Origin of the sequence: Rhodococcus opacus B4, assembly GCF_000010805.1 — a bacterium.
Classification (GTDB): domain Bacteria; phylum Actinomycetota; class Actinomycetes; order Mycobacteriales; family Mycobacteriaceae; genus Rhodococcus_F; species Rhodococcus_F opacus_C.
Genome location: NC_012522.1, coordinates 1,790,770 through 1,813,754, shown reverse-complemented (window position 1 = coordinate 1,813,754; position 22,985 = coordinate 1,790,770). Strand labels below are relative to the sequence as shown.

Genomic DNA, 22,985 nt, shown 5'->3' with positions numbered 1-22,985 from the left:
GCCATGTCCGAAAACAACTCCGGGCTGTGGGAGCCGGTACGGCCTGCGTCGAACCCGGCCGCGGACGACACCGGATCGACCGTCGCCTGGAACGCCGCACGGCAGGCCCCGTACGTTCAGCCGCAGGGTCCCAATCCGTTCGCGCAGCCCGCTGCCCAGGCCCCCGCCGCCGCACCCGCGCGACCCCAGACCCAGGCCCCCGCTCCGCAACAGGCTCCGGCCGCGCAGCAGGCTCCGGCTCCGCAGCAGGCTCCGGCAGCCCAGCCGGCAGCGTTCACGCCACCGCAGCAGCCGCAGGTCCAGCACGCACCCCAGCCGGGAACGTTCACACCCCGGCAGCCTGCGAATCGTCCGCACGACACGAACGCCGATCAGCAGTACGCGGTTTCGGCGCGTGACCTGTCGACGTCGCTGCTCCTCAAGCAGGTCAAGCCGGCCCCCACCACCGGGTGGCGCAAGGCGCTGTACCGGTTGTCCGGCCGCTACATCAACGTCGGGAACAGTGCGAAGGAACAGCGCCGGATCGAGTTGACCAAGCAGGTCAACCAGCCGCTGCAGGGGTGCTACAAGATCGCGCTCCTGAGCCTCAAGGGCGGGGTGGGCAAGACCACGACCACCGCGACCCTCGGCTCCACGTTCGCGTCACTGCGCGGCGACCGCGTCATCGCCGTCGACGCCAACCCCGACCGCGGCACGTTGAGTCAGAAAATCCCCCTCGAGACCCCCGCGACGGTGCGGAACCTGCTGCGTGACGAGCAGAGCATCGAGAAGTACAGCGACGTCCGCAGTTACACGTCGCAGAGCAGGCACCGGCTCGAGGTCCTCGCGTCCGACAGCGACCCGGCCGTCTCGGAGGCGTTCAGTGCCGACGACTACGCCCGGACCGTCACGATGCTCGAGAAGTTCTACAGCATCGTCCTCACCGACTGCGGCACCGGCCTGATGCACTCCGCGATGCAGACCATCCTCGAGGAGGCCGACGCGCTCGTGGTGGTCAGCTCGGGGTCCGTCGACGGCGCCCGAAGCGCCTCCGCCACGCTCGACTGGCTCGACGCCCACGGGTACCGCGAACTCGTGGCCCGGTCGGTGGCCGTCGTCAATGCCGTGCGCCCGAGGTCGGGCAAGGTGGATCTGCCGAAGGTCGTCGAGCACTTCGAGCAGCGATGCCGACTGGTGCGGCTGATTCCGTTCGATCCGCACCTCGAAGAGGGCGCCGAGATCGAACTGGAGCGGCTGCGCCCGAAGACGCGCAACGCACTCCTCGAACTGGCCGCCGCGGTGGCCTCCGACTTCCCGGCGTCGAGTTTCGCGCTACAGGACCGTCGCTGAGGCAGTGATGCCGACGGTGCCGGCCGGACCGGCACCACGGCTGATGTTCACCCGGCCGGATCCGCCGGACCGGCATCGGGTTCGCCGGACTTCTTCCGACGCGTCTCCCGATCCACCTTCCACAGGAAATCCGGATCGTCGTCGGGTCCCTGCACCCGCGTGCTCAGCACGGGCCGCGTGTTCGGGCCGAACGCCTTCCACATCAGGACCGCCACTGTCACGAGCCCGATGAGTGCCAACAGATAGATCACCGCGCACCTCCTTACACCGCTCGAGGGTAGCCGGTATTCCTCGAGCGTAGCCGCGTCGGCGGCAGAGGGCACCTACCCGGGCGGGGAGCGTCCGGGTAGTGCGATTGCAGGCGGTCTTTACGGTCGGCCGGCCTGCAGCGTCAGGGTCGGCCCGCCTACAGCGTCAGGGTCGGCCCGCCTCCGTTGTCAGGGAGCGGAGCAGCTGCATGACTTCGGCCTCGCGGAAGCGGCGGTGCCCGCCGGGGGTGCGCAGCGATCCGAGCCGGCCCGCGTGCGCCCATCGCGTCACGGTCTTCGGGTCGACATGGAACAGGGCAGCCACCTGGCCCGGGGTCATGAGGGCTTCGTGGGATCCGCTGAATCCGGGTCCGTTGTAGGTGGGTGCGCTCATCGACGATCCTCCACTGCTTTCGACTGGTTGGTGCTGAAGCCGGCCGCTGTTGCGACTGATCTCGGTCATCGTGACATCCGAGACCCCGGGTACTCGAACGATCTAATGTTGGTAAAGGGGAGGTAATAGACAAATCGGATAAGTCGGACGTGTGGGGTGCCCCCTCGGCGATGGGTAACCTGGGAGCGTGAGCGAGTCATCCGAGAAGCCAGAAGACCAGGTCGAACCCGAAAATTCGAGCGCGAAAGCGAAGCGCGACGGGCGGGTGACCAAGGGCCGGCTTGCACGTGACGTGGCGATTTATTCGATCGCCCGGCTGCTGCTGGTCGTCGTCATCGGTGCCATCATCCTCGGAGTGGCCGCACTAGTCGGAGTCGCCGTGCCGCTGCTCGTCGCCGCGATCTTCGCGGTCCTCATCGCGCTCCCGCTGTCGCTGCTGCTGTTCGCGAAACTCCGCAAGCGGGTCAACGAGGGGATCGCCACCTTCGACGCGCAGCGCCGCGCGGACCAGGCCGACCTGCGTGCCCGGCTCCGCGGTGAGGGCACGTCCCGGTGACGGTCGACGACTGCGTCGTCATCGACCGGAGCCTGCCGCGGGATTGGGTGGACAACGCCGTCCGTCTCATCGACGCCGACGCGCAGCGCAGCGCCGACACGCACCTGCTGCGGTACCCGCTGCCCGCCGAGTGGGACGTGCAGCTCTACCTCAAGGACGAGTCGACCCACATCACGGGCAGTCTCAAGCACCGGCTGGCCCGGTCGCTGTTCCTGTACGCGATCTGCAACGGATGGATCACCGAGGGCACCACGGTCATCGAGGCGTCTTCGGGATCGACGGCCGTCAGTGAGGCGTATTTCGCGAAGATGCTCGGCCTCGACTTCGTGGCCGTCATGCCGCGCAGTACGAGCGGCGCGAAGATCGCCCTCATCGAGGCGCAGGGCGGTCGCTGCCATTTCATCGACCGGCCGCCGGAGATCTACAGCGAGGCCCGGCGGCTCGCCGCGGAGACGAACGGTCACTTCATGGACCAGTTCACGCACGCGGAGCGGGCCACCGACTGGCGGGGCAACAACAACATCGCCGAGTCGATCTACCAGCAGATGACCCGGGAAGAGCATCCGGTGCCGGAGTGGCTCGTCATGAGCGCCGGGACCGGGGGCACCAGCGCGACGCTGGGCAGGTACATCCGGTACCGCAGGCACGCGACCCGGCTACTCGTCGTGGACCCCGAGAACTCCGCGTTCTTCGGCGGCTACGAGATCAACTCCTGTGAATACGCGACCGGAATGCCCTCGCGGATCGAGGGCATCGGCAGGCCGCGGGTGGAGCCGTCCTTCGTCGGGCAGGTCATCGACCGCATGATGCGGGTGCCCGACGCCGCGTCCATCGCAACGGCCCGGCACGCCAGTTCGGTGCTCGGCCGCCGGGTCGGCGGATCCACGGGCACGAACCTGTGGGGCGCGTTCACCGTCGTCGCGGAGATGCTCGCGGCCGGACGGTCCGGCAGCGTCGTCACCGTCCTGTGCGACGGCGGCGAGCGGTACGCCGACACCTACTTCGACGACGACTGGGTGGCAGGGGAGGGCATCGACCTCTCGGGCCCGACCGCGGTGCTCGACCGGTTCGCGGCGACCGGGCAGTGGCCCGGTCAGCCCGGCTGAGGCGCCGCGGCACGCACCGGCGCGGTCACCGCGCGCGACATCGTGACCCGCGGCCACGCGGCGAGGCCGTGCCGGGCCTCGTCGTCGCGGATGCGCGACAGGCCCGGGGTGAGGTCGGTCTCCGGCAGGGGGCGGAAACCCAGCCGCTCGTAGTAGGGGGCGTTCCACGGGACGTCGACGAACGTGGTGAGCGTGAGAGCGGGCAGTCCGCGCACGGCCGCCCACGACGAGATCTCGTCGATGAGCTGTGCGCCGAGACCCTGGCGGGCGTGCCCCGGATGAACCGACACCTGTTCGATGTGTGCGCAGCCGTCGACGACGGCGACGAGTGCGTAGGCGACCGGGGCGTCGTCCGCGTCGACCGCGACCCAAATGCATTCCAGCTGGAGGTATTCGGTCAGCTCGTCGAGTGAGAACGGGGGATCGTCGGCAACGGCGTCCATTCCGATGTCGCGAAACGGCGCACCCGCCTCGATTTCGATGTCTTGCAGAGCGGGCAGGTCGGTGGAAGTGGCCGGGCGGATCACAGGTCTTTTGTACCTGAAATCGTGCTGTTCGCACAGTTTCCCTGCACTTTCCCGATACCTACTCCTCCGTAGGCTACGGGACCGTAGGTTGGTAGCCTGACGTTAGGACGACGGAGCGGGGACTCGCATGGACAAGCCCGAGGTGACTCTCGAGAACTACGAAGCGGTGTACGCGTACTACCGCGACCACCGGCAGAATCGGGTGCTCGCCAAGCTGGCGTACGCGTCGCTGTATGCGAAGTACCGGCCGCGGATCGTGTACGCGGACGACGCGAAGGCGCAGCTGGCCGGGTTGGTGAAGTCGGGAAGGGTGCTTATCGTCGCCGCCAATCACGTGACCCACAGCGATCAGTACACGCTGGCGGCGACGGCCTGGAACACGCCGTTGCGCCGCGCGATCGGGCGCACCCGGGTGCTCGCGAAAGACGAATTGTTCGTCGACCCCGACCTTCACAAGAAGGTCGACATGATGGGCGGTATCCCGGTGTTCCGCAGTAAAAACTACGGGCTGCGGGCGGTCGCCGACGCGGGCAGGCTCATGATGGACATCTCCGCCGAACGGCTCTGTCGCGGTGACAACCTGGCGATCTTTCCCGAGGGCACGTGCAACGAGGACGACCCGACCCGGCTGCAGCACATCAACAGCGGTATCGGTCACATCGCGAAACGTGCGGCAGATCGCGGAGTCTCGCCCGTGCTGCTGTCCATCGGCATCAGTTACGGGCCGGACGCTCACGGGCCCGACACCGAGAACGTGAAGTCTGCCAGCGTCTTCGTCGGGGAGCCGCTGTTCGACCTCCCGGCGAAACCGATGGACATCGCGCACGTCGTGCAGAAGGACCTGCAGATCGCCGTCGACGGGGCGGTCGCGGCGTACTGACGGCCCGCCTCGAATCTGTCAAGCAGGGTTGACGCCCGGTTGGTGTCAACCTAAATTGACATGCATGACCGAAGCAACCACGCTCGCCGCAGCGGCGGGCAGCCCAGACCCCGCCGAGGGGTTGCGGGCCGTGCGTGCGCTGCGGCGACTTCTCGAACGGCTCGAGGCCATCCAGGTCGCCAACGCCCGCGCCCAGGGCTGGTCCTGGCAGGCGATCGCCGACTCCCTCGAGGTGAGCAGGCAGGCCGTCCACCAGAAACACAACCGGAGAGGGAGGTAACGGCGCATGTTCGAACGATTCTCGAAGGACGCCCGGGCCGTGGTGATCGGCGCGCAGCAGGAAGCGCGCGACCTGAAGTCGCCGCAGATCGGGCCGCAGCACCTCCTACTCGCGCTGCTGTCCGTGAAAACCGAACCCGTCCACGGCATCCTCACCGACGCCGGCATCGAGGAGGACACGGCGCGAGCGACCGTCGCGACGCACGGCACCGCCCTGAGCGACGCCGACGCGGAAGCGCTCGAATCGATCGGGATCGACCTCGACGCCGTGCGGCAGAGTCTCGAGCAGAACTTCGGCAAGGGCGTGCTCGATCCGGAGCAACCGTCGGAGAAGCGCGGCTGGTTCGGCCGGAAGTCGGGGCACATCGGGTTCACCCGCGACGCGAAGAAGGCGATCGAACTGTCACTGCGGGAGGCGCTGGCGCGCAAGGACGATCACATCGGCGCCGAGCACATCTTCCTCGGGATACTGCGCGTCGCCGAGGGCACCACGAGACAGATCCTCGAGGTCCGGGTCGGGGTGGACGAACTCCGCCACCGAGTGCACGCGGCCCTCGACGACCGCGCGGCCTGACCGTCCCGCTCCGGCGTCGCCCGGTTCCCGTTTGTCCGATCGGTGTGCCAGCATGCACGCATGACCTTCTTGGTACGCCTCGTCATCAACGCGTTCGCGATCTGGCTGGCGGCAGCCTGGGTGTCGGGTATCGACATCTCCAGTTCGGGCAACGGAACCGGCTGGGACATCGTGGTGCTGCTCGGCATCGCGCTGGTGTTCACCGTCGTCAACATCTTCGTCAAGCCGTTGGTGAAGTTGCTGTCGCTGCCGCTGCTGATCCTGACGCTGGGGCTGTTCACCCTGGTGATCAACGCCCTGATGCTGATGCTCACCGCCTGGCTCAGTTCGCTGACCGACTACGGCCTGACCGTGGACGGCTTCTGGACGGCCGTGTGGGGCGGCCTGATCATCTCGATCGTCAACTTCGTTCTCGGCATTCTGCTGCCGGACGGCGACTGACCGGGACGCTCAGGCGGCCGACAGCGCCACGGCGGTCGCGGCGCCCCAGACCAGCATCGCCAGCCCCGAATCCCGAAGCGCGGGAATCAGTGCGAGCCCCAGGCCGCCCGAGCGGACGGGAGCGTTCGCCCGGACCGCAAGGGGCAGCGCGAGCAGCCCGACGAGCGCCCACGGGGTGCGCAGCACCAGGACCAGGGTCACGACGAACGGCACCGTCAGCGTGACCAGATGCAGGATGCGGGTACGCGAGTCGCCGAGCCGGACCGCGAGCGTGCGCTTGCCGGATGCGGTGTCGGTGGGAATGTCCCGCAGATTGTTGGCGACGAGAACGGCGCTCGAGAACGACCCGACGGCGACCGCGGACACGAGTCCGGCCCAGTCCACCGTCTCGGCCTGCACGTACTGGGTGCCCAGGACGGCGACGAGACCGAAGAACACGAAGACGGCGACCTCGCCGAAGCCGCTGTACCCGTAGGGCTTCTTGCCGCCCGTGTAGAACCAGGCGCCCACGATGCACAGGGCGCCGACCAGCACGAGCCACCACGCGGTGGTGACGGCGAGGACCAGGCCGGCCACCGCGGCGACCGCGAAGCAGGCGATGGCCGCCGCCTTCACCGCCGCCGGTTTCACCAGCTTGGAGCCGACGAGCCGCAGCGGTCCGACCCGCTCGTCGTCGGTGCCGCGAATCCCGTCCGAGTAGTCGTTGGCGAAATTGACTCCCACGATCAACGCGAGAGAGACCACCAGTGCCAGCACCGCCTTCCACCACACCGCGCCGCCGAGCGATGCCGCGGCGCCGGTGCCCACGAGCACAGGGGCGATCGCGTTCGGGAGGGTGCGCGGACGAGCGCCTTCGATCCATTGAGCAGCCGTTGCCATGCACCGATCTTTGCACCGAGCGAGAAGGCGCCCGCACCCACACCGAACTTCGAGAAGTTCGTGTCCGCCCGGTGCAATACCATCGAACGCGGTGGACCAGCAGATGAGCGTGGACGAGACGGTGGCACCGGCAAGCGCACCGATCCAGGTCGCCTTGTTGGGTGAGGTATCGACGTGGCGATCGGGTGCGCTCGCCCCGCTGCCCGGCACCCGCGCGCGCAGCCTGCTCGTTGCCCTCGCCCGCGATCCCGGCCGGAGCCGGTCCGCCCAGGCACTCATCGACGAGGTGTGGGGTGAGGATCCGCCGCGGTCGCCGATGAACGCGCTGCACACGCAGGTCTCCCGGCTGCGGGCGGCGTTGCCGGACGGAATGCTGGAGATCGGCCCGGCCGGATACCGGCTGGCGGTGTCCCGGGACGCCGTCGACCTGACCCGCGCGGAGGACGTGACGCGCCGGCTGCCGGGCCGGGGTGACGGCGGCGCCGGGCCGGACGAGATCCGCGATGCACTCGCACTGTGGCGGGGCGACCCGGGCGCCGACCTTCCCGCGGGCGCCGCGGCAAGGGAACTCGCAGCGGACGCCGCGGTGATCCGGGGCCGGCTCGAGGCCGCGGAACGGGCAGCGCTGGTCGACGCCGGCGACTGGGCGACCGCCCTGCCGAAGGCGCAGGCGCACGTGGCCGCGGAACCCCTCGACGAGCGGGCACACGCCGACCTCATGCGTGCCCTCGCCGGGCTCGGGCGCGACAACGAGGCGCTGGACGTGTTCGCGACCTTCCGCAGGCGGCTGGTCGATCGGCTGGGAGCAGACCCGTCCCCTGCCCTCGTCGCCCTGCACACCGAGATCCTGCGCGGCGACGGCGCACCCGGGCCGGACCGCCGGCGCCCCGCGGCGCCGGACCGCACGGCGATCGGCCTCCGGGCGGCACCGAACGCCCTGCTGGGCCGGAACACCGACGTGGTGGAGATCGAGGCACTGCTCACGTCCTCGCGCGTCGTGACCATTCTCGGACCGGGCGGTGCCGGCAAGACCCGCCTCGCACACGAACTGGGTGCGCGGGCCGCCGCGCGGACGTCCGTGGCCCTGGTGGAACTCGCGTCGCTGCGCAGCAGTGAAGACGTCGTGGCGGCGATCAGCAGCACCCTGGGTCTCAGTGAGATCGACATCGCACCGGGGCGACTCACGCTCAGCCGCATCCATTCCGCGCGGGAAAAACTCCGGGAAGCGCTGTCGGCGGGGCCGATGCTGCTGATTCTCGACAACTGTGAGCACGTCGTCGGGGCGTGTTCCGAGATCGTGGCCGACCTGGTGGCCGCAGGCGATCAGCTGACCGTCCTCGCGACCAGCCGATCGCCCCTCATGCTCGCGTCCGAGGCGGTGTACCCGCTGCCGCCGCTGGCGATCGACGACGAGGACGCGCCCGCCGTTCAACTGTTCACGGCCCGGGCCCGCGCCGTGCGACCGACGGCGCGGCTCGACCCGGAAACCGTGCGCAGTGTCTGCCGCACCCTCGACGGTCTTCCGCTCGCGATCGAACTGGCCGCCGCCCGGGTGCGCAGCATGAGCGTCGAGGACATCGGCCGCAGACTCGAGCACCGGTTCGCGCTGCTGCGCTCGCACGACCCGACGTCGCCCGAGCGGCACCGCACCCTGCATGCCGTCATCGACTGGAGCTGGCAGCTTCTGAGCGAGCAGCAGCAGATCGCACTGCGCCGACTGTGCCGATTCCCGGCGGGGTTCACGCTGGACGCCGCCCGGACGATCGCGGAATGGGACGGCGTCGACGATGTCGCGGAGGCTGTCGAGGGCCTCGTCAACCAATCGCTGCTGTCCGTGTCGGAGACGTCGGACACGCTGCGCTACTACATGCTCGAGACGGTGCGCGAATACGGCGAGGAGCGACTCGGCGAGGCCGCCGAGGAGCCGGAAGTATTTGCTCGCCAAAGGGTCTGGGCGGGACTGTTCGCGTCGGAGGCACTGGTGCGGTGCCGTGCCGACCAGGTCGCGCTCGCGGACGACATCGACGCCGACCACGACAACTTCCTCGCCGTGCTCCGGTGGGCGGTCGAGCGCGGCGACGCCGAGACCGTCGCGATCGTGTTCCCGGTGCTGGGCGGCCTGTGGGCCATTCGGGGCGCGCACTCGGAGGTGATGAACTGGACGCCGCGGATCCTGGCGGCTACGGAAGGCGCGGATCTGAGCGACGTCGACTCGGAGTTGGTGGCGTACACGTTCCTGCTCGCGGCGATGCATCTGGTGTTCGGCGGTCAGGCCCGCACCCTCGCCCGTACCCGGACCCGATTGCGGCACCTCGTCCGCCATCGCGCCGATCTGCCGCCGGTCTCCTCGTTCGCGGTGAACGTCATCCTGTCCCTGGGGTCGGGGCGGCGGCACGCCAGGGTGGTCGCGGAAGGGGTGCGCTCGCACGATCGGGAAACCCATGCGGCGGCGCTGGCGGCGCGGGCCAGCATGCGTGAGAACCTCGGCGATTTCCGCGGTGCCGTGCGTGACGCGCGGGCCGTCTCCGACCTGTGCGCCTCGATCGGTGACGTGTGGGGCGCGGCGATGGCGGCCCAGTTCCTCGGCTCGCTGTACAGCCAGTCCGGCCGGTACCGGGACGCGGTGTCGCTCTATCAGGACGCGGTCGCGGGGCTGCGGAAACTGGGCGCGCAGGAGGAGGCGGACCAGCTGTGGGGTTTCCAGGCTTCCGCGCTGATCGCGGACGGTGACGTCGAGGCGGGCCGCAAGGTGCTGGCAGAGACGCTGCTCGAGCATCGCGGTCCCGGCGCGGGCACCGACGACCAGCAGGACGAATGGCGGATCGCCGCCATGAGCAGTCTCGCGGAAGCCGATCTGGCGGACGGCGACGTCGAACGGGGGCTCGCCCGTTACCGGGAGGCGCTGGACCTGATGTACCCCCGGATCACGGCCGCGCCCTACGCCGATCCGTACGGACTCGTGCTCGCGGCCTCGGTGGTGTCCGCCCACGTGCTGCACGGCCGGTCCGAGATGATGGTGGACATCGTTCCGCAGCTCGCGGAGTGGGCACGGACCCGGCTGGGAGTGGGCGCATATCCGGATCTTCCCGTCACCGGCGCAGTCGCGGCGGCCATCGGATGTTTCGAGATCGCACGCGGTGAATCCGAACGCGGTCTCGCGCTCCTGGCCCTGTCCGTTCCGGCTCGCGCCCGGCAGGACAGCGTCTCGCTGCAACACCACCGCCACGTGGCCTTCGCACTCGAGAACGTCGATACGGACCGCTGGACGTCGGCGCAGGCGAGGGTCGGTACGTGGTCACGTCGCAGAGTGCACACCGAGATTCTGGATGTGCTCACCGCGGTGATCCGTGACGGCGGCTCACGCGGGCACCCAGCCGCCGACCCGCGCCGCGCAGGAGCGTAGAAGGTCGGTGAGTTCCGGGTCGTCGACCGCCAGCCGTCCCGTCTTCCCGATCGCCGCGAGGCACCCGGTCACCGCGTTCTGCGCGTCGCGCACCGGAACGGCGACCGCGCTGCGGCCGACACGCACTTCGTCGACCTCGCGGGCCGAACCGGTGTGCCGGACGGCGTCGAGTTCGGCCCGCAGCGTGCGGACGTCGGTGATGGTCGACGACGTCACCCTGCGCAGGCTCGGCGGGACCAGTTCGGGACGAGACGCGAGAAGGACCTTGCCGATGGCGGACGCGTGCAGGTGTGCGGCGATCGCGGTCTCGCCGCTGAGTTCGTGGTCGGGATCCCGGTCGACGAGGCGCACCCGGCCGCCGTCGAACGACGCCAGGTGAACGCCGAAACGGACCTGCTCCCGCAACTCGTCGAGGACGGCGTGGTGGTCGACCGGGTCGGGTGCGGCGTCGGCACCCGCCAGCTGCCGGGTCCGGCGGCCCAGCGCGAACCCGGACAGGTCGGCGATCCGCACCAGATATCCGTCGGCGGTCAGGAGATTGAGCAGCCGGTACGCCGTGGCCTGGGGGATCCCCGCGTGTGCGGCTATGTCTCTCGCGGTCGCCCCGGACCCGAGTTGCGCGACCGCCTCGAGCAGGGCGAGTGCCTTCTGCACGGCGCGCGGTTCGTGGCCCGCGATCTCCCCGGCTCGGGCGCCCATCACCGAGACCCGGGCGTGCGTCCAGCCGCCGTCAACGCGACGTTCCCGGCGGCATCCGTCGCGAACACCCCGGCCCCCGGCAGCACGTCGTCCGTCTCCGCCGTGTCGAACACACCCATCGACCGCAGGCTCGCCGGGTAGCGCCACCGCAGGTACAGCTGCCACGCCGAACCCGACAGCAACAGGGCCAGCACCACGGCCGGGACCATCGTGAAACCGTGCGCCACGTTCACGAACAGCATGTAGGCCAGCACGATTCCGCCGGCGGCGCTGCCCGAGACTCCGGCCGCGAGGACGAGGGGCGTGTGCTCTCCGATCCGGCGGAGGAAGAACACCGACGCCACCGCCACCAGCACGTACGCCGCGACCACCGCCGTTCGGGCGATCAACTGCACATGACCGAACGCCGCCGATTTGCCGACGAGGCCGAACGTCGCGGCACCTCCGCACACGACGCACACGATGACGGCCAGCGCCGCGTACGGGGTGCGGTAGCCGCGGTGCACCCGGGCGAACAGGCGCGGAACGACGGTTTCGATCCCCATCGAATACAGCAGGCGCGACGCGGCATTCGACGACGCCATCGACGACGCCAGCCACGACGTGCCCAACCCGAGGTTCAGGGCGATCACCACGGCCGGGTCGACACCGGTGCCGGTGCCGTGCAGGTACGCGTTGACCAAGGTGTCGGTGCGGCCGGACCACGCGGCCCACGCCGAGAAGATGAACAGGCCGCCGCAGATCATCGGCGTCAGCATCACGGTGCGGGTCACGGTGGCGAGGGGGCGCTTGGCCTCCGGACCGAAGAACGTGGCGCTCTCGAAACCGGCCAGGGCGAACACCGCGGCCAGCGTCATGAGCAGCGGCCCGTACGCCGAATCCGACGGTGGCACAAGGGCCTGCTGGCCGCCCGCACCCGTCACGATCATCAGACCGGCGATGAACAGCAACGAGCACGATTCGACGGCGAGGATGGCGAGGGCCGCGAACCGCACCCCGCGGACCAGGCAGGCGAGGATCACGATCGCGATCCCGGCGTAGACGAGGAGGCGCTCGGCCGGCCCGCGCAACTCCAGTCCGAAGAAGCCGAGCGTCGCGATCACGGCCTGGCCACCGTGGTACAGCGTCATCACCGCGCTGCCCACGTATTTGGTGAGCATCGCGACGCCCGCGGTCAGCGCGGCCCGGGTGCCGAGTCCCTGGAACACGAAACTGTAGAGACCACCCGCGGCCGCCATACGCCGCGTGAACTGCGAGACACAGATCGCGATGAGGGAGACGACCACGGTTGCGACGACGATCGTGATCAGACCGCTCAGCAGCATCTGGTGGGTGAACATGGTGACGGGCAGAACCACCATCGACACCGCCGGTGCCGTCGTGGCCACCGACTGGGCGAGTACTTCGACGCCCGACAACTGCCTCCGGCCCAGTGCCCGCAACGGCGACAATGCCTGACGTTCGGGCTCGCCGATGGCGAACGAACGCGCGATGGCGTCGGAAAGGGCTGACATGCGCGTGAAACTAATCGGGTCGTGTTGCGGAGACGTTTCGGTTTCGCGTCGAACTCCGACTTCGGAGTGAGAACGGTCCGCACCGGTTCTCACTCGGTTGCCTCACATTGTTTCGCCGTCGACAACTTCCCGACTCGCATCCCTCCCAGGATGAATCCGGACAAGTTACCCGGGTCGCCGGGCGCAAGAATGGGAGCGCGAATTGGCATTCACACGTAGATCTTTCATGAAGGGACTCGGGGCCACCGGGGGTGCGGGCCTCGCGTACGGCGCGATGTCGACGCTCGGGCTCGCGCCGTCGACCGCCGCGCCCGCCCGCACCTTCCAGCCTCTCGCGGCAGGCGACCTCATCGGCAAGGTGAAGGGCAGCCACTCCGTCGTCGTCCTCGGCGGCGGTCCCGCCGGACTGTGTTCCGCGTTCGAATTGCAGAAGGCCGGATACGAGGTGACCGTCCTCGAGGCCCGCACCCGGCCCGGCGGCCGCGTCTGGACCGCCCGCGCCGGAACGGAGGAGACCGACCTGAACGGTGAGACGCAGAAATGCACGTTCTCGGACGGCCACTTCTACAACGTCGGCGCCACACGCATCCCGCAGAGCCACATCACCCTCGACTACTGCCGCGAACTCGGCGTGGAGATCCAGGGCTTCGGGAACCAGAACGCGAACACGTTCGTGAACTACAAGAGCGACACGTCGTTGTCGAACCAGTCCGTCACCTACCGCGCGGCGAAGGCCGACACATTCGGCTACATGTCGGAGCTGCTGAAGAAGGCCACCGATCAGGGCGCTCTCGACCAGGTGCTGACCCGCGAGGACAAGGACGCGCTCTCGGAGTTCCTCAGCGACTTCGGCGACCTCTCCGACGACGGCCGCTACCTCGGATCCTCGCGTCGCGGTTACGAATCCGAACCCGGAGCCGGATTGAACTTCGGCACCGAGAAGAAGCCGTTCGCGATGCAGGAAGTGATCCGCAGCGGCATCGGCCGCAACTTCAGCTTCGACTTCGGCTACGACCAGGCGATGATGATGTTCTCCCCGGTCGGCGGCATGGACCGGATCTACTATGCGTTCCAGGACCGGATCGGCACCGACAACATCGTCTTCGGCGCCGAGGTGACGTCGATGAAGAACGTGTCCGGCGGTGTCACCGTCGAGTACACCGCCGATGGCGCGAGGAAATCGATCACCGCCGACTACGCGATCTGCACCATCCCGCCGCACCTCGTCGGGCGACTGCAGAACAATCTGCCCGCCGACGTGCTCACCGCGCTGAAGGCGGCCAAGCCGTCGTCGTCCGGGAAGCTCGGCATCGAGTACTCGCGCCGGTGGTGGGAGACCGAGGACCGCATCTACGGCGGCGCGTCCAACACCGACAAGGACATCTCGCAGATCATGTTCCCGTACGACCACTACAACTCCGACCGGGGTGTGGTCGTGGCCTACTACAGCAGCGGCAAGCGGCAAGAGGCGTTCGAATCCCTCACGCACCGCCAACGGCTCGCGAAGGCGATCGCGGAGGGCTCGGAGATCCACGGCGAGAAGTACACCCGCGACATCTCCTCGTCGTTCTCCGGTAGCTGGCGGCGCACCAAGTACTCCGAGAGTGCCTGGGCGAACTGGGCGGGAAGCGGCGGCTCGCACGGCGGGGCCGCCACGCCCGAGTACGAGAAGCTGCTCGAACCCGTCGAGAAGATCTACTTCGCCGGCGATCACCTGTCCAACGCCATCGCCTGGCAGCACGGCGCCCTGACGTCCGCCCGCGACGTCGTCACCCACATCCATCAGCGCGTGGCCCAGGAAGCCTGACCGTTCCCTCGAACAAGGAGTTGTGCACTGTGAAGTCGATTCGTACCAAGGCCGTCACCGCGGCCCTCGCGGCCTCCGCTCTGATTTTCGGGGCGACGTCGTGCTCCTCCGACGAGGCGGCGGCAGATGCGCCGAGCAGCACCTTCGTCTCCAAGTCGGTTCTCGAAGCTGGAGAAGCGAATCCGATGATCGCGCAGGGCGTGGTGATCGGTGGCGGCACCGCCGTCTACAAGTCGAGCGGAATCGGCCCCGGCGCGTCCAACAATGCAGCCCCCGAGGGCACCCCCGAGTCCTACATCGACACCGACGTGTTCGCGGGCGGCGCACTTCCGGCAGGCGTCACGATCACCGAGGCGCAGGGCATCAACGCGCTGAAGCGGATTCGCGACAATCTCGAGGCGCAGGGGCTGACCCTCGAAGACGTCGTGACCATGCGGGTGTTCCTCGACAACGCACCCGGCACCGACCGCGCCGACTACGCCGGCTGGAACCGCGCCTACCGGCAGTTCTTCGCGAACACCAACCTCGACACGGAAGACACGGAACTGGTCCCGCTCGGCACTGCGGAACCCGCTGCCCCGATGGAACGGAACTCCGCGCGGCCCAGCCGGTTCGCGCTGGAGGTCGCGAGCCTGCCCGCCGCCGGCTGGCTCGTCGAGGTCGAGGTGGACGCCGTGTACCCCGACGGCGAGGAGCCCCAGTAGTGGGGGCACTGAGCCCGAGCCACTGGGCAATCATCGCGGTGGTCCTCGTGGTGCTGTTTGGGTCGAAGAAACTCCCGGACGCCGCCCGCGGGCTGGGCCGGTCGATGCGGATCCTCAAGACGGAGGTGGGGGAGTTGCAGGCGGACGCCCCCGAACCGGAGAAATAGCCGAAGCGAGCCGGTGGACCCCGCGTCCACCGGCTCGCTTCGTTCTTCGGGTGTCAGGCCTTGCGCATGTACGTCCGGACCGTCAGCGGCGCCATGACCGCGACGATCACGGCGGCGCCGAGCAGCGACCACACCACGTGGACCCCGAAGTGGCCGTCGTTGACGAGTTCACGCACCGCCGTCACGACATGCGACACAGGGTTGACGTTCACGAACGCCTGCATCCAGCCGGGCATCGTGTTCGCGGGCACGAACGCGTTGGACATGAACGTCAGCGGAAACAGGATCAGCATCGAAATGCCCTGCACCGAAGATGCTTTGCTCATCAGGACGCCCATCAGCGCGAAGATCCAGCTGATCGAGAACGCGCAGACGACGACCAGCGCTCCGGCCGACAGCACGCCCACGACACCGCCGCCGGGCCGGTAGCCCATCGCGATGCCGACGGTGAACGTAATGGTCGTGGCGATGCCGTACCGCACGACGTCCGCCAGGAGCGCGCCCGACAGCGGAGCGATGCGGGCGATCGGCAGCGACTTGAAACGGTCGAAGACGCCCTTGTCCATGTCTTCCCGCAACTGGGTGCCCGTCACGATCGACGTGGTGATCACCGTCTGGACCAGGATGCCCGGGATGATGATCGGCAGATACGACGCCACGTCGCCGGAGATCGCGCCACCGAAGATGTACGTGAACATCAGCGTGAAGATGATCGGCTGGACGACGACGTCGAACAGTTGCTCCGGATTGTGCTTGATCTTGAGCAGACCGCGGTGTGCCATGGTCAGCGTGTTGGCAACGGACTGCTCGAGACTGATCCGGTTGCGGGCCTCCGGAATCGGTTGGGGGCCAGCGTGAGTGCGGGATTCGAGGGTGGTGGTCATGCGACGCTCCGTTCGGTGTCGGCCTCGGTGGCGTCTGCGCCGTGGCCGGTGATGGTGAGGAAGACCTCGTCGAGGCTCGGCTTCTGGACGGTGATCTCGTCGACGGCGATCCCGTGGTCGCGCAGCCGGATCAGCAGTTCCACGGTCAGCGACGGATCGGTCATCGGCGCGGTCAGGCGGCCGATCTCCGGCGTGATCGCCACTTCCACGCCGAGGGTGTGGGCGATGACCGACCGCGCGTCGTCGATCTGTCCGCGATCGGCGAGGGTCAACTGCAGCGACGAGACCCCGACGGACGCCTTCAACTCGTCGGCCGTGCCGTCCGCGATCACCTTCCCGCGATCGATGACCGCGATCCGATCGGCCAGCTGATCGGCCTCGTCCAGGTACTGCGTGGTGAGCAGCACCGTCGACCCGTCCGCGACCAGCCTGCGGATCGTGTCCCACATCTGGGCACGTGTCCGAGGGTCCAGACCCGTCGTCGGCTCGTCGAGGAACAGCAGCGGGGGATGGGCGATCAGGCTCGCCGCCAGGTCGAGGCGTCGACGCATGCCGCCCGAGAAATTCTTCAGCGGCTTCGTCGCCGCCTCGGTGAGGTCGAACTCCTCGAGCAGTTCCGTGCACTTGCGGCGGGCGTCACCCCGGCTCAGGCCGAGCAGTCGGGCGAAGATCACCAGATTCTCGACCGCCGACAGGTCCTCGTCGACGGACGCGTACTGGCCCGTGACACCGACCAGCGAGCGCACCGCGTTCGGTTCGCGCACCACGTCGTGGCCGAAGATGCGGGCCTCGCCGCCGTCCGGACGCAACAGCGTCGCAAGCATCCGCACCGTCGTGGTCTTGCCGGCGCCGTTCGGGCCGAGCACTCCGTACACCGACCCGGTCGGCACGGACAGGCTCACACCGTCGACGGCGCGCTGACGGCCGAAGAGCTTCACGAGCCCGTCGGCCTCGATGGCTGGGGGAGTTGCACTGAGGTTCATGCCGTAGACGATGCAGTCCGCCACTTGCAGCGGCCTTGCACGACTCTTGCACCGACTGGCGCGCACCCTCGACCTGCGGATTCACAGCCATTGGTCAGACGCGCGGAAATTGCGCGTCTGACCACAGTCTCCGCGAACGTCCCTCAGCGCCGGTGGCCCGAGCGCGCACACGCCCTCTCGTAGCGGGCCTTGACGGTGGCGAAGTCGAAAAGATCCCGCCACGTCCACCGGACCACCTCGTACCCGGCGTCGCGGATCGCATCCTCCCGGAGTTTCTCGCGATGGACGGCCACCGCCGCCTGGCTACCGTCGACACCGTATTTCCCCATCCCGTCGAACTCACCGACGACGCCGCTGCCCGCCCAGAAGAAGTCGACCCGGCCGAGGAAGGCGCCGGAGCCGTCGCGGAGAACGTGCTGGAGTTCGGGGGACGGCAGGCCGTGTCGCCGGATGCGGATTCGGCTCAGCGACTCTCCCGGGCTTTCGCTGCGCCCGTCGAGGAAGCCTGCTGCCCGTCGCGCGGTCGCGATGCCTTTGCGCGGTCCGGCCCGGCCGACTGCGTCCAGGATCTCCTGGGTCGTGACGAGTCGACGGTGCAGGGCCGAGTCTCCGAGGACGACGGCCTGATCGAACGTCGAGATGCGCGCCGCATCCACCACCGTCCGGGCGGGGGCGGTGACCGGCAGTCCGCCCAGGGTGACGACCTCGTCCGCGTCGAATGGTGTGGCGTGGACGTGCACCCCCGAGGTGCGTCCGCCGCCGGAGGCATGGTTCCTCGTCAGGTGCACCCGTTCGAGCGAAATGTCCCCGAGATCCATTCCGTGCAGCAGGGCTGCCGAGGCGTGGCTCACCACGACACCGGGTGGGCGCGACTGCAGGGCCGCGGCAATCCGGACTCGGTGCAACGCCGGTGCATCGAGCCCCGCGAAGTACTCGTCGGAGACGTATGCGCCCGTCGCAACGCGCACCAGCCGTCCGGAATTTCGTGCGTGCCGGATCTCGGAATCGGTGACGCCGTCGGCCAGGGCTCGGCGTCGGAAGATCACGTCGTCGGTCATGGCGACATCGTGCCGCACACCTCGGATGCGACTGGTGCGATCACCTGGGCTTTCGGCGGGCCTGTGGATAACGACCGGCCTGTGAACAACCGCATCCGCGTGGACTTTGGTCAGACGCGCGGAAATTGCGGGCGCGTCTGACCAAAGTCTCCGCGAACGGGCGGGCCCCTAGCCGAATTGCGCTTCGAGCGCGCGCCGGTCGACCTTGCCTGGACCGCGGAGGGGGAGGGCGCCGACGAGGTGGAGTTCGCGGGGGGCGGCGGTGGGGTCGAGGGTGCGTTCGACGAACGTGCGGAGTTCGGCGAGTGTCGGTGCGGTGCCGGGTTCGGCGACGACGACGGCGGTGAGGCGGCGGCCGAGTCGCTCGTCGGGCAGGCCGATCACCGCGCATTCCCGGACCGCGGGGTGGGCGACGAGAGCCGCCTCGACCACCTGCGGGACGACGGTGAGTCCGCCGGTGGAGATGGCCTCGTCGAGTCTGCCGGTGATGCTCAGGACGCCGTCGGTGACGGTGCCGGCGTCGTCGGTGCGGAACCAGCCGGGTTCGGCGAACGCGGGGTGGTCGGGGAGTCCGCGGTACCCGGACGCCAGCGTGGGGCCGCCGAGGAGGACCCGGCCGTCGCCGTCGAGGCGCACGCGGGTGCCGTCGAGGGGTATGCCGTCGTACACGCACCCACCGCAGGTCTCGCTCATTCCATACGTACGGACGACGGTGATGCCGGCGTCGACGGCGCGCCGCAGGACCGGTGCGGGGGTGGCGGCGCCGCCGAGGAGGACGGCGTCGAGCGCGGCCAGTGCGGCCACCGCATCGGGGTGGTCGAGGGCCTTGACCAGCTGGGTCGGGACGAGCGAGGTATAGCGGCGGGGGCCGGTCATCGCCCCGACGGCGGCGGGCAGCGTTCCGGGGTCGAAACCGTCGGACACGTCGATGACCACCGGCTCGGTACCGGCGAGGACACTGCGCAGCAGCACCTGCATGCCCGCGATGTGGTGGGCGGGCAGGGTCAGCAGCCAGGACCCCGGACCGCCGAGCCGCGTGTGCGTCGCCTCGCCGCTGGCGCGCAGGGCCGCTGCGGACAGCATGGCGCCCTTCGGCACACCCGTCGTCCCGGACGTCGCGACCACGAGTGTGACGCCGTCGTCGATGGGGTCGCCGGGCCGCAGCGCGTCCGTCAGCCGCCGGGTCTCCCGCTCGTCCGCGGCGGGAACCGGCAGCGCGGCCGGAGCGGTTCCGTCGAGAACCTCGGACAGCTGCGGCAGGATGCCGAGAACCCCGGCACCGGGTGGGACGGGCAGGACCCGCAACGCGTTCATTGGGCAGGCCCGGCAAGCGGCCAGCCGCCCACGGTGAGGTTGCTGCGCACCCGGTCGACGTCCGATTCCAGCGGCAACTCGTCGGTGACCTTCGTGATGAGCACCTGGATGTCGGTCTTCTCGATGGGCAGATCGCCCTCCTCGACGAGGGCGTCGGCGACGGCGTCCACCTCATCTTCCGACAGGCGGCGGGTGAGCAGCGCGAACAACGGAATGTAGTCCTGCTCGGGTACGCCGTTCGGGTAGCCGGCGCGCAGCCAGCCGATGATGGAGGAGAGAAACGGTGGGAGGCTCATCGCTAGCCTGCGTCGGGTGTTTCTTCCGCGTCGCCGGAACCTTCGCCGCATTCGGCGTCGGTACCGACCGGCCACCCTCCGGCCTCGAGGTTCTCCGTCACCCGGGCGACGTCCTCCTCGGACGGTTCCTCGTGGGTGATGTCGCTGATGAGGCGGCGGATGTTGTCGTAGTCGACGTGACGCTCGGGTGTCTCGTGGGCGGTTTCGATGGACAGCGCGACGACCTGTTCGATCTCCTCGTCGGTGAGACGGCGACGCAGCACGGCCAGCAATGCGAAATGGTCCTTCGCCGGAATTCCCTCGGGATACCCGGCGCGTAGCCAGTCGAGCACAGAGCGAAGTGAATACTTGGGCACGCGTTCGGCCTCTTTCGTCGATGGAACGGGGACTCGGGGTCGCCGCTCAGAAGATGTGGATACCGAAGCTGCTGGCCAGGAAATCCTGCATCAACAGAAGTATCCCAGTGATGATCGCGATCAGCACCACGGCGAAGCAGGCCCACGCGCCGATCCGGCCTGCGACGGTCGGCTGCGAGGTGCCCTCACCGGTGTCTGCGCCGCCGAGCGATCGCAGTCCGAGCGCGAAGATCGCGGGCAGTCCGGCGCCGAACAGCAGGCCCACGAGGACGACCTGCCAGAGCGAGTGGACGGTGGTGGTCAGCAGTGTCATGGGAAGTCCCTCTCAGCGATTCGCGGCGGGACCGGCGGAGTCCGCGGTCTCGGCCACACCCGGTTCGGGACGGTCGGCGGGAGCGGGGGCTTCGCCCGACTCCCACTCGGCGTTCACGTTGCCGGACGTCACCGGTTGCAGGCGGGAGCGCAGGTACATGAAACCGGCGAGCAGGATCAGGGCGGCGAATACGACGAGAACGCCTGGCAGGCCGCCGATCAGGTGGGCGACGACCCAGCACACTGCGCCGACGATCGCCGCCGACGGCAGCGTGACCAGCCATGCGACCGCCATGCGTCCGGCGATGCCCCAGCGGACCTCGGCGCCCTTGCGTCCGAGGCCGGTGCCGAGGATGGATCCGGTCGCGACGTGTGTGGTGGACAGCGGCAGTCCGAGGTGGCTCGAGGTGAGGATGATGGCGGCGGACGAAGACTCCGCGGCCATGCCCTGGGGAGCCGCGATCTCGACCAGTCCCTTGCCGAGTGTGCGGATGATCCGCCAGCCGCCGAGGTACGTTCCGAGCGCGATCGCGACGGCGCAACTCAGCTTGACCCAGAACGGCATCTCGTCGTCGGCGGACAGGCTTCCGTGCGCGACCAGTGCGAGGAAGATCACGCCCATCGTCTTCTGGGCGTCGTTGGTTCCGTGGGCCAGCGACACCAGGGAAGCGGAACCGATCTGGCCGAGACGGAACCCGTGCTCCTTGGTGCCCTCCGGCACGCCCGAGGTGATCCGGTAGACCAGCTTGGTGCCCGCGGTGGCGACCAGTGCCGCGACCACGGGGGCGAGGACCGCGGGAACGACGACCTTGCTGAGCACCCCGCCCCACTCGACGCCGCTCATCCCGATGGACGCGATCGCCGCACCGATCAGACCGCCGAACAGCGCGTGAGAGGAACTCGACGGCAGGCCGAGCAGCCACGTCGCCAGATTCCAGATGATGCCGCCGACCAGGCCCGCGAACACGATGAGCAGCAGATCCTCGCCGCCCACTTCTCCCAGGTTCACCACGCCCTTGGCGACTGTCGCCGCGACCTCCACGGACAGGAACGCGCCGACGAGATTCAACGACGCGGAGAGAGCGACGGCGACCTTGGGTCGCAGAGCTCCCGTCGCGATCGAGGTGGCCATGGCATTGCCGGTGTCGTGAAAGCCGTTCGTGAAATCGAAAGCGAGGGCGGTGACAACTACCACCAGGAGAACTACGAGCTCTGCGGTCACACCCAGATTGTGCGGATTTCAACTGAAAAAGTACAGCTGACGTCAGGTGTACAGGATCACCCCTGCGTGTGGCCTTCCGTCAGTTCTCACCCTGCGGTCGGGAGTCGCGGCGGATGGGGTGATCCTCCGGAATCTGCACCAGCACGAGCGGAATGCCGTCGGGGTCCGCGATCCACATCTCGAACAGCCCCCACGGTTCCTGCCGGGCCTCGCGGTCGATCTTCACCCCGGCGAGGACCAGCTCGGTCTGGACCGCGGTGAGGTCGCGAACCTGCAGCCAGAGAGCGCCGTCGAAGGACGTCGACTCACCCGTTCCGCCGTGCGCGGCAACCTCGATCAGGCCCTGACCGGCGAAGAAGACGGTGCCCCCGGGGTATTCGCGGGCCGTGGCCAGGCCGAGGATGTCGCGGTAGAAGCTCAGCGTCGTCGCGTAGTCGCGCGGCCGCAGAATCGTCCTGCTGCTGAGGATTTCCACCCGTTACCCTCCTTCGCCGGGGCGGGCTTCGTGTCCCGTCCGGCCGTGTGTGCGTCGATCTTCCTTCATCTCGGCCTCGAAGAGGTGCCGTCGTCCGTCCGCGAGTTCGTGACGTGCGCCACGTTCGTGTTCCCGCATCGGCGACCAGTAGTGGTCGTCGAACTCCTCGACGATCTGGAACGTCCACCGGCCCTCGACGACATTGCGGCCGACGAGCTCCGACTGCACTCGGTCCGCGACATCGGCGTGACCGGCGTCCCGCAGCGCGTCGACGGCCTCCCCGAGCTGGAGGTCGGCGTGGCCGATCAGCTGATGGAACGAGTACAGGTGGCCGCGGGCCCGTTCGACGGTTTCGAGGGCCTCGGATAGCTTGCCGAGCGCGGCGACGGTGTCGTCACTCACTCCGGGCGGGCGGCGATGTTCCGGCGCAGGGAGCTCGCGGTCGATGCTCATGTGGGTCAGTGTGCCCGAATCGGGGACGTCGCGCCCCCTCTCCTGCCGAGGCGGCGAATGCGGGCGCGTAATTCACCCTCCAAGGGTCTACTCCCACGTGCTCGCCCGGTGCTGGACTGGATTGA

Annotated in this window: 27 protein-coding genes; 11 read left to right on the top strand and 16 right to left on the bottom strand. The window is 68.8% G+C overall.

What is annotated here, in order from left to right; genetic code table 11:
- Positions 1 to 3: 3 nt before the first annotated feature.
- Complete coding sequence (locus ROP_RS08470; protein ID WP_012688914.1) at positions 4 to 1,329, top strand: MinD/ParA family ATP-binding protein; 1,326 nt, start codon at positions 4 to 6, stop codon at positions 1,327 to 1,329.
- Positions 1,330 to 1,376: 47 nt separating this feature from the next.
- Here the strand turns inward: ROP_RS08470 and ROP_RS08465 are convergent, their stop codons facing one another.
- Positions 1,377 to 1,580, bottom strand: a complete 204-nt coding sequence (locus ROP_RS08465) for a hypothetical protein (protein ID WP_043824423.1) — start codon at positions 1,578 to 1,580, stop codon at positions 1,377 to 1,379.
- A gap of 163 nt (positions 1,581 to 1,743) precedes the next feature.
- Positions 1,744 to 1,971: a BldC family transcriptional regulator gene (locus ROP_RS08460; RefSeq protein ID WP_012688912.1), complete on the bottom strand. Its 228-nt coding sequence runs from the start codon at positions 1,969 to 1,971 to the stop codon at positions 1,744 to 1,746.
- 187 nt (positions 1,972 to 2,158) lie between these two features.
- Between ROP_RS08460 and ROP_RS08455 the strand changes: the two genes are divergently transcribed.
- Both ROP_RS08455 and ROP_RS08450 read left to right on the top strand, forming a co-directional pair.
- Positions 2,159 to 2,527 carry a DUF4229 domain-containing protein gene (locus ROP_RS08455; protein WP_012688911.1) on the top strand — a complete coding sequence of 123 codons (369 nt, stop codon included), beginning with the start codon at positions 2,159 to 2,161 and terminating at the stop codon, positions 2,525 to 2,527.
- Positions 2,524 to 3,633: a PLP-dependent cysteine synthase family protein gene (locus ROP_RS08450; protein WP_012688910.1), complete on the top strand. Its 1,110-nt coding sequence runs from the start codon at positions 2,524 to 2,526 to the stop codon at positions 3,631 to 3,633. Before ROP_RS08455 ends, ROP_RS08450 begins: the two co-directional genes overlap by 4 nt.
- Here ROP_RS08450 and ROP_RS08445 read toward each other — a convergent pair.
- Positions 3,621 to 4,160 carry a GNAT family N-acetyltransferase gene (locus ROP_RS08445; protein WP_012688909.1) on the bottom strand — a complete coding sequence of 180 codons (540 nt, stop codon included), beginning with the start codon at positions 4,158 to 4,160 and terminating at the stop codon, positions 3,621 to 3,623. The genes ROP_RS08450 and ROP_RS08445 overlap by 13 nt on opposite strands.
- 127 nt (positions 4,161 to 4,287) lie before the next feature.
- On the opposite strand from ROP_RS08445, the gene ROP_RS08440 reads away from it, so the two are divergent.
- From ROP_RS08440 to ROP_RS08425, 4 genes are all read left to right on the top strand, one after another.
- Positions 4,288 to 5,040, top strand: coding sequence for a lysophospholipid acyltransferase family protein (locus ROP_RS08440; protein ID WP_012688908.1), 753 nt, complete (start codon positions 4,288 to 4,290; stop codon positions 5,038 to 5,040).
- 64 nt (positions 5,041 to 5,104) lie between these two features.
- Entirely contained in the window at positions 5,105 to 5,320 is a 216-nt protein-coding gene (locus ROP_RS08435; RefSeq protein WP_005258323.1) for a hypothetical protein, read from the top strand.
- A gap of 6 nt (positions 5,321 to 5,326) precedes the next feature.
- A complete protein-coding gene (locus tag ROP_RS08430; RefSeq protein ID WP_012688907.1) occupies positions 5,327 to 5,893 on the top strand; it encodes a Clp protease N-terminal domain-containing protein in 567 nt (188 codons plus the stop codon).
- 60 nt (positions 5,894 to 5,953) lie between these two features.
- On the top strand, positions 5,954 to 6,334 hold the full coding sequence (locus tag ROP_RS08425) for a phage holin family protein (protein ID WP_012688906.1): 381 nt from the start codon (positions 5,954 to 5,956) through the stop codon (positions 6,332 to 6,334).
- 9 nt (positions 6,335 to 6,343) lie between these two features.
- Here ROP_RS08425 and ROP_RS08420 read toward each other — a convergent pair whose 3' ends face one another.
- Positions 6,344 to 7,213 carry a 1,4-dihydroxy-2-naphthoate polyprenyltransferase gene (locus ROP_RS08420; protein WP_012688905.1) on the bottom strand — a complete coding sequence of 290 codons (870 nt, stop codon included), beginning with the start codon at positions 7,211 to 7,213 and terminating at the stop codon, positions 6,344 to 6,346.
- A 103-nt stretch (positions 7,214 to 7,316) separates the two neighbouring features.
- Between ROP_RS08420 and ROP_RS08415 the strand changes: the two genes are divergently transcribed.
- Complete coding sequence (locus tag ROP_RS08415; protein ID WP_050785190.1) at positions 7,317 to 10,616, top strand: BTAD domain-containing putative transcriptional regulator; 3,300 nt, start codon at positions 7,317 to 7,319, stop codon at positions 10,614 to 10,616.
- Here ROP_RS08415 and ROP_RS08410 read toward each other — a convergent pair.
- Together ROP_RS08410 and ROP_RS08405 are read right to left on the bottom strand one after the other, a co-directional pair.
- On the bottom strand, positions 10,572 to 11,315 hold the full coding sequence (locus tag ROP_RS08410) for an IclR family transcriptional regulator (RefSeq protein WP_043824421.1): 744 nt from the start codon (positions 11,313 to 11,315) through the stop codon (positions 10,572 to 10,574). The genes ROP_RS08415 and ROP_RS08410 overlap by 45 nt on opposite strands.
- Positions 11,315 to 12,829 (bottom strand): APC family permease, encoded by a 1,515-nt coding sequence (locus tag ROP_RS08405; protein ID WP_012688902.1) that lies wholly within the window; start codon positions 12,827 to 12,829, stop codon positions 11,315 to 11,317. Before ROP_RS08405 ends, ROP_RS08410 begins: the two co-directional genes overlap by 1 nt.
- 226 nt (positions 12,830 to 13,055) lie before the next feature.
- Here ROP_RS08405 and ROP_RS08400 point away from each other — a divergent pair, with 226 nt between their 5' ends.
- Genes ROP_RS08400 through tatA form a run of 3 tightly spaced genes read left to right on the top strand, consistent with a single transcriptional unit; the run spans position 13,056 to position 15,507 of the window.
- Positions 13,056 to 14,636, top strand: coding sequence for a flavin monoamine oxidase family protein (locus tag ROP_RS08400; protein ID WP_043824419.1), 1,581 nt, complete (start codon positions 13,056 to 13,058; stop codon positions 14,634 to 14,636).
- A 29-nt stretch (positions 14,637 to 14,665) separates the two neighbouring features.
- On the top strand, positions 14,666 to 15,340 hold the full coding sequence (locus tag ROP_RS08395; protein WP_012688900.1) for a Rid family hydrolase: 675 nt from the start codon (positions 14,666 to 14,668) through the stop codon (positions 15,338 to 15,340).
- Positions 15,340 to 15,507 (top strand): Sec-independent protein translocase subunit TatA, encoded by a 168-nt coding sequence (tatA, locus tag ROP_RS08390; RefSeq protein ID WP_012688899.1) that lies wholly within the window; start codon positions 15,340 to 15,342, stop codon positions 15,505 to 15,507. The genes ROP_RS08395 and tatA overlap by 1 nt, the downstream gene beginning before the upstream one ends.
- A gap of 53 nt (positions 15,508 to 15,560) precedes the next feature.
- Here tatA and ROP_RS08385 read toward each other — a convergent pair whose 3' ends face one another.
- The 10 genes from ROP_RS08385 to ROP_RS08340 form a co-directional block, all read right to left on the bottom strand.
- Complete coding sequence (locus tag ROP_RS08385) at positions 15,561 to 16,391, bottom strand: ABC transporter permease (protein ID WP_012688898.1); 831 nt, start codon at positions 16,389 to 16,391, stop codon at positions 15,561 to 15,563.
- Positions 16,388 to 17,374: a daunorubicin resistance protein DrrA family ABC transporter ATP-binding protein gene (locus ROP_RS08380; RefSeq protein ID WP_043826369.1), complete on the bottom strand. Its 987-nt coding sequence runs from the start codon at positions 17,372 to 17,374 to the stop codon at positions 16,388 to 16,390. The genes ROP_RS08385 and ROP_RS08380 overlap by 4 nt, the downstream gene beginning before the upstream one ends.
- 143 nt (positions 17,375 to 17,517) lie before the next feature.
- Positions 17,518 to 18,432 (bottom strand): hypothetical protein, encoded by a 915-nt coding sequence (locus ROP_RS08375; RefSeq protein ID WP_043826367.1) that lies wholly within the window; start codon positions 18,430 to 18,432, stop codon positions 17,518 to 17,520.
- Positions 18,433 to 18,600: 168 nt separating this feature from the next.
- Positions 18,601 to 19,746, bottom strand: a complete 1,146-nt coding sequence (gene menE / locus ROP_RS08370; protein WP_012688895.1) for an o-succinylbenzoate--CoA ligase — start codon at positions 19,744 to 19,746, stop codon at positions 18,601 to 18,603.
- Entirely contained in the window at positions 19,743 to 20,042 is a 300-nt protein-coding gene (locus ROP_RS08365; protein WP_012688894.1) for a DUF3349 domain-containing protein, read from the bottom strand. The genes menE and ROP_RS08365 overlap by 4 nt, the downstream gene beginning before the upstream one ends.
- Before the next feature lie 2 nt (positions 20,043 to 20,044).
- The gene (locus ROP_RS08360; protein WP_012688893.1) at positions 20,045 to 20,398 is read right to left on the bottom strand and encodes a DUF3349 domain-containing protein; all 354 of its coding nucleotides are present in this window, start codon (positions 20,396 to 20,398) and stop codon (positions 20,045 to 20,047) included.
- A gap of 46 nt (positions 20,399 to 20,444) precedes the next feature.
- Positions 20,445 to 20,711 carry a hypothetical protein gene (locus ROP_RS08355; protein WP_012688892.1) on the bottom strand — a complete coding sequence of 89 codons (267 nt, stop codon included), beginning with the start codon at positions 20,709 to 20,711 and terminating at the stop codon, positions 20,445 to 20,447.
- A gap of 12 nt (positions 20,712 to 20,723) precedes the next feature.
- On the bottom strand, positions 20,724 to 21,932 hold the full coding sequence (locus ROP_RS08350; protein WP_012688891.1) for an inorganic phosphate transporter: 1,209 nt from the start codon (positions 21,930 to 21,932) through the stop codon (positions 20,724 to 20,726).
- 79 nt (positions 21,933 to 22,011) lie between these two features.
- A complete protein-coding gene (locus ROP_RS08345) occupies positions 22,012 to 22,407 on the bottom strand; it encodes a VOC family protein (RefSeq protein WP_012688890.1) in 396 nt (131 codons plus the stop codon).
- Positions 22,408 to 22,410: 3 nt separating this feature from the next.
- Positions 22,411 to 22,860 carry a hypothetical protein gene (locus ROP_RS08340; protein ID WP_012688889.1) on the bottom strand — a complete coding sequence of 150 codons (450 nt, stop codon included), beginning with the start codon at positions 22,858 to 22,860 and terminating at the stop codon, positions 22,411 to 22,413.
- Between the last annotated feature and the right edge of the window lie 125 nt (positions 22,861 to 22,985).